16 protein-coding genes and 1 pseudogene are annotated in these 18,353 nt (G+C 64.4%); 12 read left to right on the top strand and 5 right to left on the bottom strand.

The features are described from left to right. Positions 1-19: 19 nt before the first annotated feature. From CSV86_RS28280 to CSV86_RS28295, 4 genes are all read right to left on the bottom strand, one after another. Entirely contained in the window at positions 20-994 is a 975-nt protein-coding gene (locus CSV86_RS28280; RefSeq protein WP_009404175.1) for an SrkA family protein kinase, read from the bottom strand. A 164-nt stretch (positions 995-1,158) separates the two neighbouring features. Further along, on the bottom strand, positions 1,159-3,063 hold the full coding sequence (locus CSV86_RS28285; protein ID WP_009404178.1) for a PhoX family protein: 1,905 nt from the start codon (positions 3,061-3,063) through the stop codon (positions 1,159-1,161). 65 nt (positions 3,064-3,128) lie between these two features. Then, positions 3,129-3,893: a TOBE domain-containing protein gene (locus tag CSV86_RS28290; protein ID WP_009404180.1), complete on the bottom strand. Its 765-nt coding sequence runs from the start codon at positions 3,891-3,893 to the stop codon at positions 3,129-3,131. Positions 3,894-3,953: 60 nt separating this feature from the next. After that, on the bottom strand, positions 3,954-4,691 hold the full coding sequence (locus tag CSV86_RS28295) for a ComFC family protein (RefSeq protein WP_037061634.1): 738 nt from the start codon (positions 4,689-4,691) through the stop codon (positions 3,954-3,956). An 89-nt stretch (positions 4,692-4,780) separates the two neighbouring features. Here CSV86_RS28295 and bioB point away from each other — a divergent pair, with 89 nt between their 5' ends. The 9 genes from bioB to CSV86_RS28340 all read left to right on the top strand — a co-directional run bounded on the left by bioB (position 4,781) and on the right by CSV86_RS28340 (position 15,320). Continuing rightward, positions 4,781-5,839, top strand: coding sequence for a biotin synthase BioB (gene bioB / locus CSV86_RS28300; RefSeq protein WP_009404184.1), 1,059 nt, complete (start codon positions 4,781-4,783; stop codon positions 5,837-5,839). Positions 5,840-5,846: 7 nt separating this feature from the next. Further along, positions 5,847-7,019: an 8-amino-7-oxononanoate synthase gene (bioF, locus tag CSV86_RS28305; RefSeq protein ID WP_009404185.1), complete on the top strand. Its 1,173-nt coding sequence runs from the start codon at positions 5,847-5,849 to the stop codon at positions 7,017-7,019. Continuing rightward, positions 7,012-7,743: an alpha/beta fold hydrolase gene (locus CSV86_RS28310; RefSeq protein WP_009404187.1), complete on the top strand. Its 732-nt coding sequence runs from the start codon at positions 7,012-7,014 to the stop codon at positions 7,741-7,743. Before bioF ends, CSV86_RS28310 begins: the two co-directional genes overlap by 8 nt. Beyond that, positions 7,736-8,560 (top strand): malonyl-ACP O-methyltransferase BioC, encoded by an 825-nt coding sequence (bioC, locus tag CSV86_RS28315; protein ID WP_009404189.1) that lies wholly within the window; start codon positions 7,736-7,738, stop codon positions 8,558-8,560. Before CSV86_RS28310 ends, bioC begins: the two co-directional genes overlap by 8 nt. A gap of 1 nt (position 8,561) precedes the next feature. Then, entirely contained in the window at positions 8,562-9,242 is a 681-nt protein-coding gene (gene bioD, locus CSV86_RS28320) for a dethiobiotin synthase (protein WP_009404191.1), read from the top strand. A gap of 229 nt (positions 9,243-9,471) precedes the next feature. Continuing rightward, on the top strand, positions 9,472-9,768 hold the full coding sequence (locus CSV86_RS28325) for a hypothetical protein (protein ID WP_009404193.1): 297 nt from the start codon (positions 9,472-9,474) through the stop codon (positions 9,766-9,768). Between the two features lie 262 nt (positions 9,769-10,030). After that, positions 10,031-11,836 (top strand): phenylacyl-CoA dehydrogenase, encoded by a 1,806-nt coding sequence (locus CSV86_RS28330; RefSeq protein WP_009404195.1) that lies wholly within the window; start codon positions 10,031-10,033, stop codon positions 11,834-11,836. 298 nt (positions 11,837-12,134) lie between these two features. Then, complete coding sequence (locus CSV86_RS28335) at positions 12,135-13,418, top strand: GGDEF domain-containing protein (protein WP_037061636.1); 1,284 nt, start codon at positions 12,135-12,137, stop codon at positions 13,416-13,418. A 123-nt stretch (positions 13,419-13,541) separates the two neighbouring features. Beyond that, a complete protein-coding gene (locus CSV86_RS28340) occupies positions 13,542-15,320 on the top strand; it encodes an acyl-CoA dehydrogenase C-terminal domain-containing protein (protein WP_009404199.1) in 1,779 nt (592 codons plus the stop codon). A 240-nt stretch (positions 15,321-15,560) separates the two neighbouring features. Here the strand turns inward: CSV86_RS28340 and CSV86_RS28345 are convergent, their stop codons facing one another. Next, positions 15,561-16,481, bottom strand: a complete 921-nt coding sequence (locus CSV86_RS28345; RefSeq protein ID WP_009404201.1) for a LysR family transcriptional regulator — start codon at positions 16,479-16,481, stop codon at positions 15,561-15,563. 103 nt (positions 16,482-16,584) lie between these two features. On the opposite strand from CSV86_RS28345, the gene CSV86_RS28350 reads away from it, so the two are divergent. The 3 genes and pseudogenes from CSV86_RS28350 (at position 16,585) to CSV86_RS28360 (ending at position 18,289) form a co-directional block, all read left to right on the top strand. Then, the gene (locus CSV86_RS28350; RefSeq protein WP_158487736.1) at positions 16,585-16,725 is read left to right on the top strand and encodes a hypothetical protein; all 141 of its coding nucleotides are present in this window, start codon (positions 16,585-16,587) and stop codon (positions 16,723-16,725) included. Continuing rightward, positions 16,722-17,983 (top strand): annotated as a pseudogene (locus CSV86_RS28355) (aspartate aminotransferase family protein). Before CSV86_RS28350 ends, CSV86_RS28355 begins: the two are co-directional and overlap by 4 nt. A 147-nt stretch (positions 17,984-18,130) precedes the next feature. Continuing rightward, positions 18,131-18,289: a YqaE/Pmp3 family membrane protein gene (locus CSV86_RS28360; RefSeq protein WP_009404205.1), complete on the top strand. Its 159-nt coding sequence runs from the start codon at positions 18,131-18,133 to the stop codon at positions 18,287-18,289. The last annotated feature ends 64 nt before the right edge of the window (positions 18,290-18,353 follow it).

Here is an 18,353-nt window from a genome sequence, read left to right on the forward strand (position 1 = left end):
GACAGAGGTCCTGCCGCTTCTAGAACAATTTGAGTGGCTCTTCGTCCAGTGCCGCGCACTGCTCGCGCAACGCCAGGATCTGGTCGCCCCAATAGCGCTCCTGGCCGAACCAGGGGAAGCTGCGCGGGAACGCCGGATCGTCCCAGCGCCGCGCCAGCCAGGCGCTGTAGTGCAAAAGGCGCAGGCCGCGCAGGGGTTCGATCAAGGCCAGCTCGCGGGGATCGAAATCGTGGAATTCGTTGTAGCCGTCCATTAGCTCGGCGAGCTGGCCGAGGCGCTCTTCGCGGCTGCCAGCGAGCATCATCCACAGGTCCTGGACTGCGGGGCCCATGCGACAGTCGTCGAGGTCGACGATATGGAATACCTCGTCGCGGCACATCAGGTTGCCGGGGTGGCAGTCGCCGTGCAGGCGGATCTGCTGGTGCGGGGTGCGGGCGTAGATGGCCTCGATGCGCTTGAGCAGGTCGCGTGCCACGGATTCGAAGGCCGGAAGCAGGCTTTTCGGCACGAAGTCGCCTTCCAGCAGGGTGCTCAGTGAGGCATGACCAAAGTTATCCACAGCGAGGCTTTCGCGCTCGACAAAAGGACGGCTGGCACCGACCGCATGCAGGCGGCCGAGCAACTGGCCGAGGCGATAGAGCTGGTCGAGATTGCCTGGCTCCGGCGCACGACCGCCACGACGGGGGAACAGCGCAAAGCGGAAACCGGCGTGTTCGAACAGGGTCTTGCCGTTATGCAGCAGCGGGGCGACCACGGGCACTTCGCACCCGGCCAGTTCGGCGGTGAAGGCATGTTCCTCGAGGATGGCGGCATCGCTCCAGCGGCCGGGGCGGTAGAACTTGGCGATCACCGGCTCGGCGTCTTCGATGCCGACCTGGTACACCCGGTTCTCGTAGCTGTTCAATGCCAGCACGCGGGCATCGCTGAGCAGGTCCTGGCTTTCGATGGCATCCAGGACCAGATCGGGGGTGAGGGTATCGAAGGGGTGGGACATGCGCGACTCCGGCTGTGCGGCGAGGAAAAAAGGGCCGCATCGATTCCGGCATGGTAACCCAGGGGGTGTTTCCTGGAGAGGTCCAATTCTCAAGGCATTCAGAGAACCTTGTGCGAGCTGGCTTGCCAGCTCCCACAAGGTTTTGTGTTAACCAGTCCTTTGTGTCAGGCGCCGATGATGCCGCCATCGTCCCGGGTAATCGCCATTACCGACGACCGTGGCTTGCCATTGGGCAGGTGCTCGGGGAAGGTCGAGCCGCCGGTTTCGCCCGGGTGCTGGATGCCGACGAACAGGGTCTTCTGGTCCGGCGCAAAGGCGATCCCGGTCACCTCGCAAGCCACCGGCCCGACCATGAAGCGGCGGATCTCCCCGGTCGCCGGATCGGCGCAGAGCATCTGGTTGTTGCCCATGCCGGCAAAATCCCCGGCATTGCTGTAGTCGCCGTCGGTGAGGATCCACAGCCGGCCGTCCGGGTCGAAGCCCAGGCCGTCGGGGCTGTTGAACATGTTCTGTACGGTGACGTTGCCCGAGCCGCCTTTGGCCGTTCCAGGATGCACCTGCGGATTGCCGGCGACCACGAAGAGATCCCAGTCGAAGGTCATCGAGCCATGGTCATCCCCTGTTTCGCGCCAGCGCAGGATTTGTCCGTAGACGTTCTTCTCCCGCGGATTTGGACCGCCTACCGGCTGGCCTTCTTCACCGCGCTTGACGTTGTTGGTGAGGGTGCAATAGACCTGCCCGTCCTTCGGGCTGACCACGATCCATTCCGGACGGTCCATGCGCGTGGCCTTCAGCACGCTGGCGGCCAGGCGCGCGTGGATCAGGACCTGCGCCTGGCTGGCGAAACCGGCGGCTGCGTTGAGGCCGTTCTTGCCGTGGGTGAGTTCCAGCCACTGGCCCTTGCCCTTCGGGTGCCCGGGGTTGCCGTCGCCATCGTCGAAACGGGCCACGTACAAGGTGCCGTGGTCCAGCAGGTTGCGATTGGCGGTGGGGTTCTTGTGGTCGATGCGCTCGCGGCTGATGAACTTGTAGATAAACTCGCCGCGCTCATCGTCGCCCATGTACACCACGGCGCGGCCGTCGCGGGTTTCGCCCAGTGCTGCGTTTTCGTGCTTGAAACGGCCGAGGGCGGTGCGCTTGACCGGTGTGGACTGCGGATCGAACGGATCGATTTCCACCACCCAGCCATGGCGGTTCAACTCGTTGGGGTTTTTCGCCAGGTCGAAGCGCGGGTCGTGCTGGTGCCAGCCGACCTCCTTGCCCGTCACCGAGGCACCATAGCGCTTCTGCCCTGCATCGAAGGCCTGCTGCGGATCGCTGCTGCCGAAGCAATCGGTGAAGTTTTCTTCGCAGGTCAGGTAGGTGCCCCAGGGCGTCTTGCCGTTGGCGCAGTTCTGGAAGGTGCCGAGGACCTTGCTGCCGCTGTTGTCGGCGGCGGTGCGCAGCCAGGCATCGCCGGCCGCCGGGCCGCTCATGCGCATCGGTGTGTTGCCGTGGATGCGCCGGTTGTACCGGGAATCCTGGACGAACTGCCATTGGCCGTTGTTGCGCTGCACTTCGATCACCGACACACCTTCGGCCGCCTGGGCCTTGTGCACGTCTTCGGCATTGGCCGGCTGGCCGCCGTGATCGAACAGGTAGCGGTAGTTGGTGTACTCGTTGTTGATCGCCATCAGCGCGCGGTTTTCATCGCCCGGGAAGGGGAACAGGCTCATGCCGTCGTTGTTGTCGCCGAACTGCATTTCCTGGGCCTTGGCCGTGCCCTTGCCGGACGGGTCGAAAGCCGGCGCTCCGGGATGTAGGGGCTGGCCCCAGCTGATCAACACCGAAGCCTTGTAGCCCGGCGGCAGGCTGATGCCGTCGGCGGTGGAGGAAGCAATCGCGCTGAAACCGAGCAACGGGCTGCCGGACGCGGCGCTCACACTGTTGGCCAGCACGCTGCGGCTCAGCAGGTTGCCGCCGAGAAACAGCGCCGCTCCACACAAGGCTCCGGCACCGATGAAACGGCGACGGCTGAGGCCGACCAGTTGCTCGAGGTCGGTCGGCTGGTTTTCTTCTAATAGGTTCATGTCAGGCTCCCTGCGGTTCGTGGCAGTCACCTTAATCAGGCCCTATGACAGTTTTGTGGCGTTTTTCAGGCGGGTGTTCCGAGAAGAACGTAGGTAGGAAGGAAGGTGACCTGTACGAAGCTTCCGACGCCAAGGCTGTGGGTGTTCAGCCAGTCCTGCTCGGCAAACGCGCACAGGGTCTGTCCGCTGCCCAGGCTCAGGCGCAGTTCGCTGGCGCCGTGGGGATCTTCCTGCACCTCGTCGATGCGCGCTTCCAGGCAGTTGCTGCCATGCGTGACCGCAGCGTCGCGGGTGGCCAGCTGCAGCCAGCCGGCCTTTATCAAGGCGACCACGGTGGTGCCGATCTGCAGTTCCAGGCGCTGGGTGCTGTCGCGAGTGATCTGCGCCTGGATGCGCAGGTCGCCGGGCAGGGTCAGTTCGATGGTGTCGTTGCGGCCCTGCGGGTGGATGGCAGTGACCTGCCCGTGCAGCTGGTTACGCGCGCTCGTGCGCAGCATCAGGCGCCCGATCAGGTCGAGGTCGCCGCTGTCTTCGGCTTCCTCGAGGACCTGCGCCTGAAGAATCTGCAAACGCTGGTACAGGCGCAGCACCCGCCGGCCTTCGTCCGACAGCTGAGCGCCACCACCGCCACGGCCCCCGGCGCTTCTCTCCACCAATGGCCGGGCGGCCAGGTTGTTGAGTTCGTCGATGGCATCCCAGGCGGCCTTGTAACTCATCCCCGCTGCCTTGGCGGCCCGCGTGATGGAGCCTTGCTCATCGATGTGCTGCAACAGGGCGATGCGTTGCGGGCGACGGACGATGTGCTGGGACAGGGGCGTGGGCAGTGACATGGGGACCGGTACCAAAGCTGGCGATGATCGGCAGGAAAGTGCCTGCCTGACCCTGCCAAGTCAAGCGTTGCCGGGGCGCGGCGTACGTGCCAGGCAATAGACGTCCACCCGCGCCGCGCCGGCATCGCGCAACAGCCGGGCCAGGGCCTGGGCGGTGGCGCCGGTGGTCATGACGTCGTCCACCAGGGCCACATGCAGGCCTTCGACGGCTTCGGGCCGGACGATGGCGAAGGCATTGGCGAGGTTGCGCCTGCGCGCTCGGGCATCCAGTTCCTGTTGCGCGATGGTCTCGACAGGGCGGCTCAGTAATTCAGGGTCGCAGGAAATCGACAGCTGCGCCGCGATCCACTGGCCAAGCATCGCGGCCTGGTTGTAGCCGCGCTGGCGCAAACGTTGCCTGGCCATCGGCACCGGCAGCAGCAGGGCCGGGCGTGGCAGCCCTTCGGCGAAACGATGGGCCAGCCAGTTGCCGAGCATCTGCGCCAGCAACCGGCCCAGCGGCCATTGGCGCTGGTGCTTGAAACGGGTGATCAGGGCATCCAGCGGAAATCCGTAGTGCCACGGCACCAGCACCCGCCTGAACACTGGACGCCGTCGCGCGCACTGGGTGCAGAGCAGGCCGTCGATCGGCAGGGGCAGGGCGCATACCCGGCACTGTTCATCCAGCCACGGCAATTCACTTTCACAGGGCATACAGATGGGCTGAGCCTGCTCGGACGCTTCGTCGCATAAAAGGCAGGGCTGGTTGTTATTTGAGCAGATGTAAACCTTCTGTTTAGGTGCGGGTTGACAGCGCATGGGCCTTCCTTAACTATGCGGACTATCCGTGATGCGCTGGCGGGCAATCCGATCCCGGCGCCAGTACAAGCCTAAACAAGGAAACACCCATGAGCGCCAGCACAACTGCAACGCTTCGTCACGACTGGTCCCTGGCCGAAGTCAAAGCCCTGTTCCAGCAGCCGTTCAACGACCTGCTGTTCCAGGCGCAGTCGGTGCATCGGGCGCATTTCGACCCCAATCGCGTCCAGGTTTCCACCCTGCTGTCGATCAAGACCGGTGCCTGCCCGGAAGATTGCAAATATTGTCCGCAGTCCGGTCACTACAACACCGGCCTGGACAAGCAGAAACTGATGGAAGTGCAGAAGGTGCTGGAGGAAGCCGCCCGGGCCAAGGCTATCGGTTCCACCCGCTTCTGCATGGGCGCGGCGTGGAAACACCCGTCGGCCAAGGACATGCCCTACGTGCTGGAGATGGTCAAGGGCGTCAAGGCCATGGGTCTGGAAACCTGCATGACCCTCGGCCGCCTTGACCAGGAGCAGACCCAGGCCCTGGCCGACGCCGGCCTCGACTACTACAACCACAACCTCGATACCTCGCCGGAGTTCTACGGCAACATCATCACCACACGCACCTACGCCGAGCGCTTGCAAACCCTGGCCTATGTGCGCGACGCCGGGATGAAGATCTGTTCCGGCGGCATCCTCGGCATGGGCGAGTCGCTGGATGACCGCGCCGGCCTGCTGATCCAGCTGGCCAACCTGCCGGAGCATCCCGAGTCGGTACCGATCAACATGCTGGTCAAGGTCGCCGGCACGCCGCTGGAAAACGCCGAGGAGGTCGATCCGTTCGATTTCATCCGCATGCTCGCAGTGGCGCGGATCCTCATGCCGCAGTCCCATGTGCGCCTGTCCGCCGGGCGTGAGCAGATGAACGAGCAGATGCAGGCGCTGGCCTTCATGGCCGGCGCCAACTCGATCTTCTATGGCGAGAAGCTGCTGACCACCGCCAACCCCCAGGCCGACAAGGACATGCGCTTGTTCGCCCGCCTCGGTATCCAGCCCGAAGCCCGCGAGGAGCATGCCGACGAGGTGCACCAGGCGGCCATCGAGCAGGCGCTGGTCGAGCAGAAGAGCAGCGAACTGTTCTACGACGCCGCATCGGCCTGAGGCCTGCATGAGCTTCGATCTTCGCGCGCGCCTCGAACAACGGCGCGCCGCTGACCTGTACCGTCAGCGCCCGTTGCTACAGAGTCCGCAGGGGCCGCAGGTGGTGGTGGACGGGCAATCGCTGCTGGCCTTCTGCAGCAACGACTACCTGGGCCTGGCCAATCACCCCGAGGTGATCGCTGCCTGGCGTGCCGGCGCCGAACGCTGGGGCGTGGGCGGTGGCGCTTCGCACCTGGTGGTCGGCCACAGCACCCCGCATCACCAGCTGGAAGAAGCCCTGGCCGAGTTCACCGGACGCCCGCGGGCGCTGTTGTTCACCACCGGCTACATGGCCAACCTCGGCGCTGTCACCGCGCTGGTGGGGCAGGGTGACACCGTGCTGCAGGACCGCCTCAACCATGCGTCCCTGCTGGACGCCGGCCTGCTCAGCGGCGCGCGTTTCAACCGCTACCTGCACAACAATGCCGACAGCCTCGACAAGCGCCTGGACAAGGCCGAGGGCAACACCCTGGTGGTGACCGACGGTGTCTTCAGCATGGACGGCGATATCGCCGACCTGCCCGAGCTGCTCAACCGTGCCCGGGCCAAGGGTGCCTGGCTGATGGTCGATGACGCCCATGGCTTCGGTACCTTGGGGCGCAAGGGCGGCGGTGTGGCCGAGCATTTCGGCTTGAGCCCGGAAGAGCTGCCGGTGCTGGTCGGCACCCTGGGCAAGGCCTTCGGCACCGCAGGCGCCTTCGTCGCCGGCAGCGAGGATCTGATCGAAAGCCTGGTGCAGTTCGCTCGTCCTTATATCTACACCACCAGCCAGCCTCCGGCGCTGGCCTGCGCCACCCTGAAAAGCCTGGCCCTGCTGCGCGACGAGCACTGGCGCCGCGAGCACCTGGCTGCGCTGATCGCCCAGTTCCGCGGTGGCGCCGAAGCGATCGGGCTGGAGCTGATGGACAGCTTCACGCCGATCCAGCCGATCATGATCGGCGATGCCGGGCGCGCCCTGCACCTTTCGCGGATGTTGCGCGAGCGCGGCCTGCTGGTCACCGCCATCCGTCCGCCCACCGTACCCGCCGGCAGCGCCCGCTTGCGTGTAACGCTAACGGCTGCGCACAGCGCCGCGCAGGTCCAGCTATTGTTGAATGCATTGGCCGAGTGCTATCCGCTGTTGGAGCCTGTCGATGCGTAACCATCTGATTCTTCTGCCGGGCTGGGGCCTGGGCAGCGCCGCGCTGGAACCGCTGGCGGCAAGCTTGAGGGCACAGGATGCCGGACTTCGGGTCGAACTGGCGGCCCTGCCCAGCCTGGTCAGCGACGACCCGCAAGCCTGGCTCGACGAACTGGACCGAAGGCTGCCCAAGGACACCTGGCTGGGTGGCTGGTCGCTGGGCGGCATGCTCGCTGCCGAGCTGGCGGCGCGGCGTGGCGATCACTGTTGCGGGCTGTTGACCTTCGCCAGCAACCTCAGCTTCGTCGCCCGCGCCGACTGGCCGGACGGCATGCCGCCGGACACCTTCGAGACCTTCGTGGACGGCTGTCGCAGCCATACGGCGGTCACGCTCAAGCGCTTCAAGTCGCTGTGCAGCGAGGGGGCCCAGGAGCCGCGCAGCGTACTGCGGCAACTGGGCATCGGCGTGCCCGATACCGACCCGGTGCTGCTGGTCAAGGGCCTGGAGGTGCTCGGGCGCTTGGACACCCGTGCGGCATTGCAGGCCTACACCGGGCCGCAACTGCATCTGTTCGCCGGTTCCGACGAGCTGGTGCCCGTCCAGGCTGCCCGGGCCCTTAGCGAATGGCTGCCGGATGTCGAGGTGGGCTTGGTCGAGGGTTCCTCCCACGCTTTCATCCTCGAATATCCGCAAGAGCTGGCAGCCAATATCAAGACCTTCCTGCATGAGAGTGGCGATGACTGATCTATCCCGACCGGCCCTGCCCGGCGCCTTGCCCGACAAGCGCCAGGTTGCCGCGTCCTTTTCCCGTGCCGCCGCCAGTTATGACAGCGTTGCCGAGCTGCAACGGGCGGTAGGCAGCCAGTTGCTGGAGCGTGTGCCGCAGGAACTGGTGCCCCGTTGCTGGATCGATCTCGGCAGCGGTACCGGGTACTTCAGCCGGGCGTTGCAGGGGCGTTATGCCGAGGGAGTCGGTGTGGCGGTGGATATCGCCGAAGGCATGCTGCGCCATGCCCGCGATGCAGGGGGCGCGGCGTATCACGTCGCTGGCGATGCCGAGCGCCTGCCGCTGCGCCCGGCCTGCGCCGACCTGGTGTTTTCCAGCCTTGCGGTGCAATGGTGCGCGGATTTTCGCGCCGTGCTGGGCGAGGCGCGACGGGTGCTGCAACCTGGCGGCGTACTGGCGTTTTCCAGCCTGTGCGTGGGTACCTTGCAGGAGCTGCGGTCGAGCTGGGAAGCGGTGGACGGCCTGGTGCATGTCAATCGTTTCCGCCGCTTCGAGGATTATCAGCGCCTGTGCGGCGCGAGCGGGCTGGAGGTGCTCGACCTGCACGCGCAACCCCATGTGCTGCACTACCCTGATGTGCGCAGCCTGACCCACGAACTCAAGGCCCTTGGCGCGCACAACCTCAATCCCGGGCGTCCCGCCGGGCTGACCGGGCGGGCGCGGATGCAGGGCTTGCTGCAGGCTTACGAGCGGTTTCGCCAGGCGCAGGGCCTGCCGGCGACCTACCAGGTGGTCTATGGCGTTTTGCGCAAGCCGCTGACGGAAGGGGAGTGAGATGAGCGCGGCCTACTTCATCGCCGGAACCGACACCGATGTCGGCAAGACCACCGTCGCCGCCGGGCTGTTGCACGCGGCGCAACTGGCCGGGCTCAGCACTCTGGGCGCCAAGCCGGTGGCCTCGGGCTGCGAGGTCACGCCCAAGGGGCTGCGCAACAGCGACGCCCTCGCGTTGATGGCACAGAGCACCGTCAAGTTGCCTTATGAGCGGATCAATCCCTTCGCTTTCGAACCGGCCATTGCCCCGCACCTGGCCGCGCGGGAGGCCGGCGTCGACCTGAGTGTGGCGGGCCTGCTCGGACCGATGCGCGAGGTGTTGGCCCAGGGCGCGGATTTCACCCTGATCGAAGGTGCTGGCGGCTGGCGCGTGCCTTTGTCCCATCATGCCAATCTGTCCGACCTCGCGATCGCCCTGAAACTGCCGGTGATCCTTGTGGTGGGCGTGCGGCTCGGCTGCATCAGCCATGCGTTGCTCAGCGCCGAGGCAATCGCCCGGGATGGCCTGCAGTTGGCGGGGTGGGTCGCGAACATCGTCGATCCGCGGACCTCTCGGCTGGAAGAGAACCTGGCCAGCCTGGCCGAACGCTTGCCGGCACCGTGCCTGGGGCGGGTGCCGAAGTTGAAGATCGCCTCGGCGGAAGCGGTGGCGGAGCATTTGCAGATCGACCTGCTGGACTGACACGGACCCTTGTGGGAGCTGGCTTGCCAGCGATGAGGCAGGCATGGGCAATGATGTTGTCAGGCCTGGCCCAATCGCTGGCAAGCCAGCTCCCACAAGGGGTTGAGTCGGTCTGCTAGTTCCTCTCTATTGCAGCAGCCAACCCCATTAGTGTTTTTCAACGGCAATACCTGCCTATCTCTGCTTCAATAGGCCACTGTATTGCCATCCTCTTTTCTGGAGTTTCGAAATGGAAATCTCGGGCAGTTCCGCATTTTATGCCGGCCTGGGCGCCATTCAGGCCGGACAGCAGCGCGTCGACCAGGCCGCCAGCCAGATCGCCAATAACACCGTGGAGCGGTCTGCTACCAGTCAATCCAGCGATTTCCAGGCCGAGCGCCTGCGCGCCGTGGATCGCAGCCAACAGATGGACATGGCCACCGCCAGCGTCGAGCAGGCCTTGGGCAAGCATCAGGTTGAACTCGGTGTCAAAGTGGCCAAAGCATCGGACGAAATGCTCGGCACCTTGATCGATACCTACGCCTGAGGCGCGACGCCTCAGGCTTCATCTTTCTCCCCTACGCTTTATGCATCAGCGCCTTGGCTTTCCTGCCAGGCGTTCGGCTACCCGCTGCTAAGACTTTTCCTACGCTCGTAGTTCGTCTGAACGATGGCAGAAGTGTCATTGGCCGGGTGTTGACAAGGCATGGTCGTAAACGTATGTTTCAAACAATCGTTTGACCCCAAGGCCGAACTGCTCGGCGTGGTCTTTCAACCCAACCAGGATTCATCAGCAGAGGTTCATCGCTATGCCTGACTACAAAGCCCCCTTGCGTGATATTCGTTTCGTCCGTGATGAACTGCTCGGCTATGAAGCGCACTATCAGAGCCTGCCGGGTTGCCAGGACGCCACGCCGGACATGGTCGACGCCATCCTCGAAGAGGGCGCCAAGTTCTGTGAGCAGGTGCTGGCCCCGCTGAACCGCGTGGGTGACCTGGAAGGCTGCACCTGGAGCGAATCCGGCGTTAAGACCCCGGCCGGCTTCAAGGAAGCCTACAAGCAGTTCGTCGAAGGCGGCTGGCCGAGCCTGGCCCATGACGTCGAGCACGGCGGCCAGGGCCTGCCGGAGTCGCTGGGCCTGGCCATCAGCGAGATGGTCGGCGAGTCCAACTGGTCGTGGGGCATGTACCCGGGCCTGTCCCATGGCGCGATGAACACGCTTTCCGCCCACGGTACCGCCGAACAGCAGCACACCTACCTGAGCAAGCTGGTGACCGGCGAATGGACCGGCACCATGTGCCTGACCGAACCGCATTGCGGTACCGACCTGGGCATGCTGCGTACCAAGGCCGAGCCCCAGGCCGACGGTTCCTACAAGGTTACCGGCACCAAGATCTTCATCTCCGCCGGTGAGCACGACATGGCCGATAACATCGTCCATATCGTCCTGGCCCGCCTGCCCGATGCACCGGCCGGCACCAAGGGCATCTCCCTGTTCATCGTGCCCAAGTTCCTGCCGAACGCCGAAGGTGGGGTGGGCGAGCGCAACACCGTTACCTGCGGTTCCATCGAGCACAAGATGGGTATCCACGGCAACGCTACCTGCGTGATGAACTTCGACGCGGCCACCGGCTTCCTGATCGGCCCGGCCAACAAGGGCCTGAACTGCATGTTCACCTTCATGAACACCGCTCGCCTGGGTACCGCGCTGCAAGGCCTGGCCCACGCCGAGGTGGCGTTCCAGGGTGGCCTGAAATATGCCCGCGACCGCCTGCAGATGCGCTCGCTGACCGGCCCGAAAGCGCCGGACAAGGCGGCCGACCCGATCATCGTCCACCCGGACGTGCGGCGCATGCTGCTGACCATGAAAGCCTTCGCCGAAGGTAACCGGGCGATGGTCTACTTCACCGCCAAGCAGGTGGACATCGTCAAGTACAGCCAGGACGAAGAAGAGAAGAAAAAGGCCGACGCCCTGCTGGCCTTCATGACCCCGATCGCCAAGGCGTTCATGACCGAAGTCGGCTTCGAAGCGGCCAACCACGGTGTGCAGATCTACGGCGGCCACGGCTTCATCGCCGAGTGGGGCATGGAGCAGAACGTACGCGACAGCCGTATCTCCATGCTGTACGAAGGCACCACCGGCATCCAGGCCCTCGACCTGCTGGGCCGCAAGGTACTGATGACCCAGGGCGAAGCGCTGAAGGGCTTCACCAAGATCGTGCACAAGTTCTGCCAGGCCCAGGAAGGCAACGAAGCCGTCAAGGAGTTCGTCGAGCCGCTGGCCGCGCTGAACAAGGAATGGGGCGAACTGACCATGAAGGTCGGCATGGCCGCCATGAAGGACCGCGAGGAAGTGGGTGCCGCCTCGGTGGACTACCTGATGTACTCCGGTTATGCCTGCCTGGCTTACTTCTGGGCCGACATCGCCCGCCTGGCGGCCGAGAAACTGGCTGCCGGCACCAGCGAGGAAGCTTTCTACACCGCTAAGCTGCAGACCGCGCGCTTCTACTTCCAGCGCATCCTGCCGCGTACCCGCACCCATGTGGCGACCATGCTCTCGGGCGCGAACAACCTGATGGCAATGGACGAAGAGCACTTCGGCCTGGCGTACTGAGTCATCCGCTTCAACGAAAAACGCCTGCCCTTACCGGCAGGCGTTTTTTTTCGCCTTGAAAACCTTCATGGCCTCATCGCTGGCAAGCCAGCTCCCACAGGATTGTGGGAGCTGGCTTGCCAGCGATGAGGCCAGTACAGACACCACACCTCCGCGAATTGATCCAGCAAATGAGCTTCAAGCTCCAGCCCTTTGGTGCCGTTAAATAAATTGGCGCCAAAATTTCATCTATTCATGTGCATTATCGATACAGTAAAGGCACAATGACATTATCGATCTGCTGGATCGGAGAGTTCCCTTGTTTCGTTTGTCTGCTGTACGCCTGAGTCACTTCCTCCCCGGGGCCTTCCTCCTGCTGTCCGGGCTCGCCGCCGCCTACGTGCGCGATCTGTCGGTGTTCTTCACCTCGCTGTTCAACGTCCTGCCCACCCTGGTGCTGCTGCTCGGCGGCGCCTACTGCGCGGTGTATCGCCGGCAGCGCGAGCTGTTCCTGATGATCACCGTGTACATCGCCTACTACCTGCTGGATACCCAGACCGACTTCTACCGCGACCACGGCCGCGTGCGCGAGGACGCGGCCGTGGTGTTCCACCTGGTGTGCCTGCTGCTGCCGATGCTGTTCGCCCTGTTCGGCGCCTGGCAGGAGCGTACCCATCTGTTCCAGGACATGGTGGCGCGCTTCGCCGTGCTGCTGGCGGTGGGCAGCGTGGCGCTGGGCCTGGAGCAGAGTTACCCGCAGGCACTGCTGAACTGGCTGGCGGAAATCCGCTGGCCGGCGCTGCATGGGCAGTGGATGAGCCTGATCCAGATGTCCTACCCGGTGTTCTTCCTAGCCTTCGTGGTGCTCGTGGTGCAGTACCTGCGCGAGCCACGGCCCTTGCATGCGGCGCAGATCATCGGCCTGGTCGGGATCTTCTGGATGCTGCCGCAAACCTTCATCCTGCCGTTCACCCTGAACATCATGTGCAGCCAGGTGATGCTGATGATCGCTGCGTCGGTGTCCCACGAGGCCTACCAGATGGCCTTCCGCGACGAGCTGACCGGCCTGCCCGGGCGACGCGCGCTGAACGAGCGCATGCAGCGCCTGGGGCGCAACTACGTGCTGGCGATGACCGACGTCGACCACTTCAAGAAATTCAACGACACCCATGGCCACGATGTCGGCGACCAGGTGCTGCGCCTGGTAGCGAGCAAACTGTCCAAGGTCACCGGCGGCGGTCGCGCCTATCGCTACGGTGGCGAGGAGTTCTGCCTGGTTTTCGCTGGCAAGACCCTGGAAGAGTGCATCCCGCACCTGGAAGCCGTGCGCGAGATGATCGCCAACTACGCTATCCAGCTGCGCAACCAGGAGAGCCGCCCGCAGGATGACCAGCAGGGTCGCCAGCGCCGCGGCACGGCGGGCAGCGGCAGCGTGTCGGTGACGGTCAGCGTCGGCGTGTGCGAGCGCCAGCCCGAGCACCGCACCCCCGATGAAGTGCTCAAGGCCGCCGACCAGGCGCTCTACGCAGCCAAGGGTGCGGGGCGTAACTGCGTGATGGCCCATGGGCAAAGAGAGAAGCGGGGAGCCTTGCGCGTGGCGTGACCGAAACTGACTTATCGGTCTTTAGATGACCCTATGTGTCGCAAAAGTTGTTCGGTTACACTCCAAGACCTTAGTACCGGTCCCTTGCGGGATTGCCCACGACTCAAGGTGTGAGAGGTTGCCATGGCTGACTACAAAGCGCCGCTGCGCGATATGCGCTTCGTTCTCAACGAAGTTTTCGAAGTCTCGAAACTGTGGGCAGCCCTGCCCGGACTGGCTGACGCGGTGGACGAAGACACCGCCTTGGCCGTGCTGGAGGAAGCCGGCAAGGTTACCGCCAAGACCATCGCCCCGCTGAGCCGCGCCGCCGACGAGGAAGGCTGCCACTGGGATAACGGTGCGGTGCGCACGCCTGCCGGCTTCATCGACGCCTATCGCACCTACGCCGAAGGTGGCTGGGTCGGTGTCGGTGGCGATCCGGTGTACGGCGGCATGGGCATGCCCAAGGTGATCTCGGCCCAGGTCGAGGAAATGGTCAACTCGTCGAGCCTGGCCTTCGGCCTGTACCCGATGCTGACCGCCGGCGCCTGCCTGTCGATCAATGCCCACGCCAGCGAAGAGCTGAAGGAAAAATACCTGCCGAACATGTACGCCGGGGTCTGGGCCGGCTCCATGTGCCTGACCGAGCCTCACGCCGGCACCGACCTGGGCATCATCCGCACCCGCGCCGAGCCGCAGGCGGACGGCAGCTACAAGGTCAGCGGGACCAAGATCTTCATTACCGGCGGCGAGCACGACCTCACCGAGAACATCATCCATCTGGTGCTGGCCAAGCTGCCGGACGCACCGGCGGGGCCGAAGGGCATCTCGCTGTTCCTGGTGCCCAAGTTCCTGGTCAACGCCGACGGCAGCCTGGGCGAGCGCAACCCGGCCAATTGCGGTTCGATCGAGCACAAGATGGGTATCCAGGCGTCGGCCACCTGCGTGATGAACTTCGACGCCGCCGTCGGCTATCTCGTCGGCGAGCCGAACAAGGGCCTGGCGGCCATGTTCACCATGATGAACTACGAGCGCCTGGGTGTCGGTATCCAGGGCCTGGCCTCGGCGGAGCGCTCTTACCAGAACGCCATCGAATACGCCCGTGACCGCCTGCAAAGCCGTGCCCCGACCGGGCCACAGGCCAAGGACAAGGTCGCCGACCCGATCATTGTCCACCCGGACGTGCGCCGCATGCTGCTGACCATGAAGGCGCTGAACGAAGGTGGCCGCGCCTTCTCCACCTACGTTGCCATGCAACTGGACACCGCCAAGTACAGCGAGGATGCCAGCACCCGCAAGCGCGCGGAAGACCTGGTGGCGCTGCTGACTCCGGTGGCCAAGGCCTTCCTCACCGACCTCGGGCTGGAGAGTGCCGTGCATGGCCAGCAGATCTTCGGTGGCCACGGCTATATCCGCGAGTGGGGCCAGGAACAGCTGGTGCGTGATGTGCGCATCACCCAGATCTACGAAGGCACCAACGGCATCCAGGCCCTGGACCTGATGGGGCGCAAGATCGTCGGCAGCGGCGGTGCGTTCTACAAGTTGTTCGCCGACGAGATCCGCCATTTCACCGCTACCGCCGGCAGTGACCTTGGCGAGTTCGTCAAACCGCTGAATGCTGCGCTGGATGACCTGGATGCCCTGACCGCCTGGGTCCTGGACCGGGCCAAGGGCAATCCGAACGAGATCGGCGCGGCGTCGGTCGAGTACCTGCACGCCTTTGGCTATGTCGCCTACGCCTACATGTGGGCGCTGATGGCGCGCACCGCGCTGGCGAAGCAGGGCGAGGAGGACTTCTACGCCAGCAAGCTGGGCACCGCACGCTTCTACTTCGCCCGCTTGCTGCCGCGCTTGCAGTCGCTGTGCGCCTCGGTCAAGGCTGGCAGCGAGTCGCTGTACCTGCTGGAGGCCGAGCAGTTCTGAGGTGAAAGCGTCATGTAAGCATTTGCTTACATGACGTGGTGACGTTTGGCGTCTTCTCTAGGATTGGATCCGAAGTTAATCTTCTTTCCATGGACGAAGCGCAGGACGCGCAAAGTACATCACAAGGACGGAACGAAGGAAGCCTGCCCGGGACGGTGGGACGAAAGGGAAGTCAAAGGGAAACAGTCTGAGAAAACCTCGCTTCGGCGGGGTTTTCTTTTGCCTGCGTTTTTTCTCCGGCTAGCCAAGCACGTCCAGCGCTGAAACGCCCAGCTGCCGTGGATCGATCTCTTCTTCCAGCAGCGTGCGCAGCAGTTCCACCGAGGCCTGCTGGCGCTGTGCATCGCGAAACACCAGGCCGACCTTGAGTGGCACCCGTGGCTCGCTCAATGGCTTCCACAGCAGTTCGTGATCCTCCGAGGCCTCCCGCGCACGCCCCGGCAGCACCGTGGCCAGCGAGGCATGATGCAGGCTGTCGAGAATCCCGCCCATGTTGTTCATTTCCGCCTGTACCTGTGGACGCCGCCCGAGGTTGGCCAGCTGGCCTTGCCAGATCTGCCGCACCTGGAATTCTTCACCGAGAAGGATCATCGGCAGTTCCGCCGCCTGCTTCAGCGAGACCTTCTTGAATTCGCGCAGCGGGTGGGTGGTGGGAATCACTACCTGCAACTCGTCCTCGTACAACAGCAACCCGTGCAGCCCCGGCTGGCGAGGCGGCAGGTAGCTGATGCCGATATCCAGGCTGCCGTTGAGCAAGCGTCGTTCGATTTCCTGGCCTGACAATTCGTAGATCTGCACCACAAGGTGCGGCTGCGCCTTGCGCACCCGGTCGAGCAGTTGCGGAACCATGCTCGGCCGCACCGTCTGCAGCACGCCGATGGCCAGGGTGCGCAGGGCCTGGCCCTGGAAATTGCGCAGGGCGTCGCGGGCCCGTTGCATGCCGTCGAGCAGGGGCAGGGCATGGTTGTACAGGGTGTGCGCGGCAAGGGTCGGCAGCAGGCGCTTGTTGCCGCGTTCGAACAGGCTGACATCGAGGCTGTGTTCGAGCTGGCGGATCTGCTGCGACAGCGCCGGCTGGGACAGCGACAGGCGTTCGGCGGCCCGGCCGACATGGCCTTCTTCATACACCGCGACGAAATATCGCAGTTGGCGGAAATCCATAAGCTTTACTTATCGAAAATGCTCGAAAAACGAAATGGCCCGGAGGCCGTCGGAAGCCTACTCTACGCCCGTATTCACGAGGTTTACAGGCCCAGAGAGCGCAATGAGCAGCGTACAGGTGGATGGCGTTTACATAGGCAAGGCTAAACCTCGGTGGGAGCTTGCGCGCATGAAAAAACGGGCGGACCGTCCGGCCCTGTCGTCACGCCTGCTCGGCTTGCCGCTGGAAGGGCTGCGCGCATGAACCTGTTCAATCTGCGTCGCCAACGGGCTCCCGTGGTCGATGTCGCGCCGCTGCCGGGCGAATCTGTCGATCCGCTTTCGCGGGAATGCCTGATGCCGAGCAAGCAACTGGCCGAGCAGGTTTTCGTTCGTGGCCAGGGTTCCTGGCTATGGGATAGCGAAGGCCGGGCATTTCTCGACTTTACCCAGGGCAATGCGGTCAACAGCCTCGGGCATAGCCCCAAGGCGCTGGTCCAGGCCCTGAGCGGCCAGGCCCAGGCGCTGATCAACTCCGGGGCAGGTTTTCATAACCGCGAGCATCTGAAGCTGGTGAACCTGCTCTGCCAGAGCACCGGCAGCGACCAGGCCCATCTGCTCAACAGCGGTGCGGAAGCCTGCGAGGGCGCGATCAAGCTGGCGCGCAAATGGGGCCAGCTGCATCGTAATGGCGCCTACCACATCATCAGCGCCAGCCAGGGCAGCCATGGCCGTAGCCTCGGCACCCTGGCCGCCTCCGACCCACTGCCGTGCAACCGCTGCGAGCCAGGCCTGCCGGGCTTCAGCAAGGTGCCGTTCAACGACCTGGCGGCGCTGCACGCGGCAGTGGATTCGCGCACCGTGGCGATCATGCTCGAGCCGATCCAGGGCGAAGCCGGAGTGATCCCGGCGACCCGGCATTACCTCAAGGGGTCGAGCGCCTGTGTCGCGAACTGGGGATCCTGCTGATCCTCGATGAGGTGCAGACCGGCATGGGCCGCTGTGGTGCCCTGCTGGCCGAGCAAACCTATGGCGTGCGCGCCGATATCCTCACCCTGGGCAAGGGCCTGGGCGGCGGTGTGCCACTGGCTGCGCTGCTGGCCCGTGGTACGGCGTGTTGCGCAGAAGCCGGCGAACTGGAAGGCAGTCATCACGGCAATGCATTGATGAGTGCTGCGGGGCTGGCCGTGCTGGAAACCGTGCTTGAGCACGGCTTCCTCGACCAGGTGGGCGCTGCCGGCCGCCACCTGCGTGATGGCCTGAGCCGTCTGGCCGGGCGCTACGGCCTGGGCGAGGTGCGTGGGCAGGGTTTGCTCTGGGGGCTGGAACTGCATGAGCCGTTGGCGGCACAAGTGGTCAAGGCGGCACGTCAGGAAGGTCTGCTGCTCAATGCGCCGCAAGCCAGTGTGTTGCGCTTCTCGCCGGCGCTGACCGTCAGCCACGGCAATATCGACGAGATGCTCCTGCGCCTGGCCCGGGCCTTCGCCCGGGTGCATACCGCGCAGCTCGGCAGCCGCTCGTAAACGAATTCAAAGAACCGTCTCGCGTTCCTGCGCGTCGCCCCGGGCCTGTTGTTTTTGGTCCGGGGCGTTTTTTGTGCGCGGGAAACAAGCGGAACCGTCCGGGCTGGGCCAGAGTCAGTATGAGGACACTACTTTGGGAGCTTTGCCATGGACCTGATTCGTATCATCTTCGCCATTCTCCTGCCTCCGCTGGGGGTGTTCCTGCAGGTCGGCTTCGCCGGTGCGTTCTGGCTGAATATCCTGCTGACCCTGCTGGGCTACATCCCGGGGATCGTGCATGCGGTGTATATCATCGCCAAGCGGTGATCTTCAGGGCCTCATCGCTGGCAAGCCAGCTCCCACAGTGTCCGCGGCGCCGCAGAACCCTGTG

It is taken from the genome of Pseudomonas bharatica CSV86 (assembly GCF_000319305.2).
Classification (GTDB): Bacteria; Pseudomonadota; Gammaproteobacteria; order Pseudomonadales; family Pseudomonadaceae; genus Aquipseudomonas; species Aquipseudomonas bharatica.

Excerpts from the sequence above, each read along its gene's own strand:
- CSV86_RS28280 (WP_009404175.1), bottom strand. The coding sequence starts at position 994 with ATGTCCCACCCCTTCGATACCCTCACCCCCGATCTGGTCCTGGATGCC.
- CSV86_RS28285 (WP_009404178.1), bottom strand. The coding sequence starts at position 3,063 with ATGAACCTATTAGAAGAAAACCAGCCGACCGACCTCGAGCAACTGGTC.
- CSV86_RS28290 (WP_009404180.1), bottom strand. The coding sequence starts at position 3,893 with ATGTCACTGCCCACGCCCCTGTCCCAGCACATCGTCCGTCGCCCGCAA.
- CSV86_RS28295 (WP_037061634.1), bottom strand. The coding sequence starts at position 4,691 with ATGCGCTGTCAACCCGCACCTAAACAGAAGGTTTACATCTGCTCAAAT.
- bioB (WP_009404184.1), top strand. The coding sequence starts at position 4,781 with ATGAGCGCCAGCACAACTGCAACGCTTCGTCACGACTGGTCCCTGGCC.
- bioF (WP_009404185.1), top strand. The coding sequence starts at position 5,847 with ATGAGCTTCGATCTTCGCGCGCGCCTCGAACAACGGCGCGCCGCTGAC.
- CSV86_RS28310 (WP_009404187.1), top strand. The coding sequence starts at position 7,012 with ATGCGTAACCATCTGATTCTTCTGCCGGGCTGGGGCCTGGGCAGCGCC.
- bioC (WP_009404189.1), top strand. The coding sequence starts at position 7,736 with ATGACTGATCTATCCCGACCGGCCCTGCCCGGCGCCTTGCCCGACAAG.
- bioD (WP_009404191.1), top strand. The coding sequence starts at position 8,562 with ATGAGCGCGGCCTACTTCATCGCCGGAACCGACACCGATGTCGGCAAG.
- CSV86_RS28325 (WP_009404193.1), top strand. The coding sequence starts at position 9,472 with ATGGAAATCTCGGGCAGTTCCGCATTTTATGCCGGCCTGGGCGCCATT.
- CSV86_RS28330 (WP_009404195.1), top strand. The coding sequence starts at position 10,031 with ATGCCTGACTACAAAGCCCCCTTGCGTGATATTCGTTTCGTCCGTGAT.
- CSV86_RS28340 (WP_009404199.1), top strand. The coding sequence starts at position 13,542 with ATGGCTGACTACAAAGCGCCGCTGCGCGATATGCGCTTCGTTCTCAAC.
- CSV86_RS28345 (WP_009404201.1), bottom strand. The coding sequence starts at position 16,481 with ATGGATTTCCGCCAACTGCGATATTTCGTCGCGGTGTATGAAGAAGGC.
- CSV86_RS28350 (WP_158487736.1), top strand. The coding sequence starts at position 16,585 with ATGAGCAGCGTACAGGTGGATGGCGTTTACATAGGCAAGGCTAAACCT.
- CSV86_RS28360 (WP_009404205.1), top strand. The coding sequence starts at position 18,131 with ATGGACCTGATTCGTATCATCTTCGCCATTCTCCTGCCTCCGCTGGGG.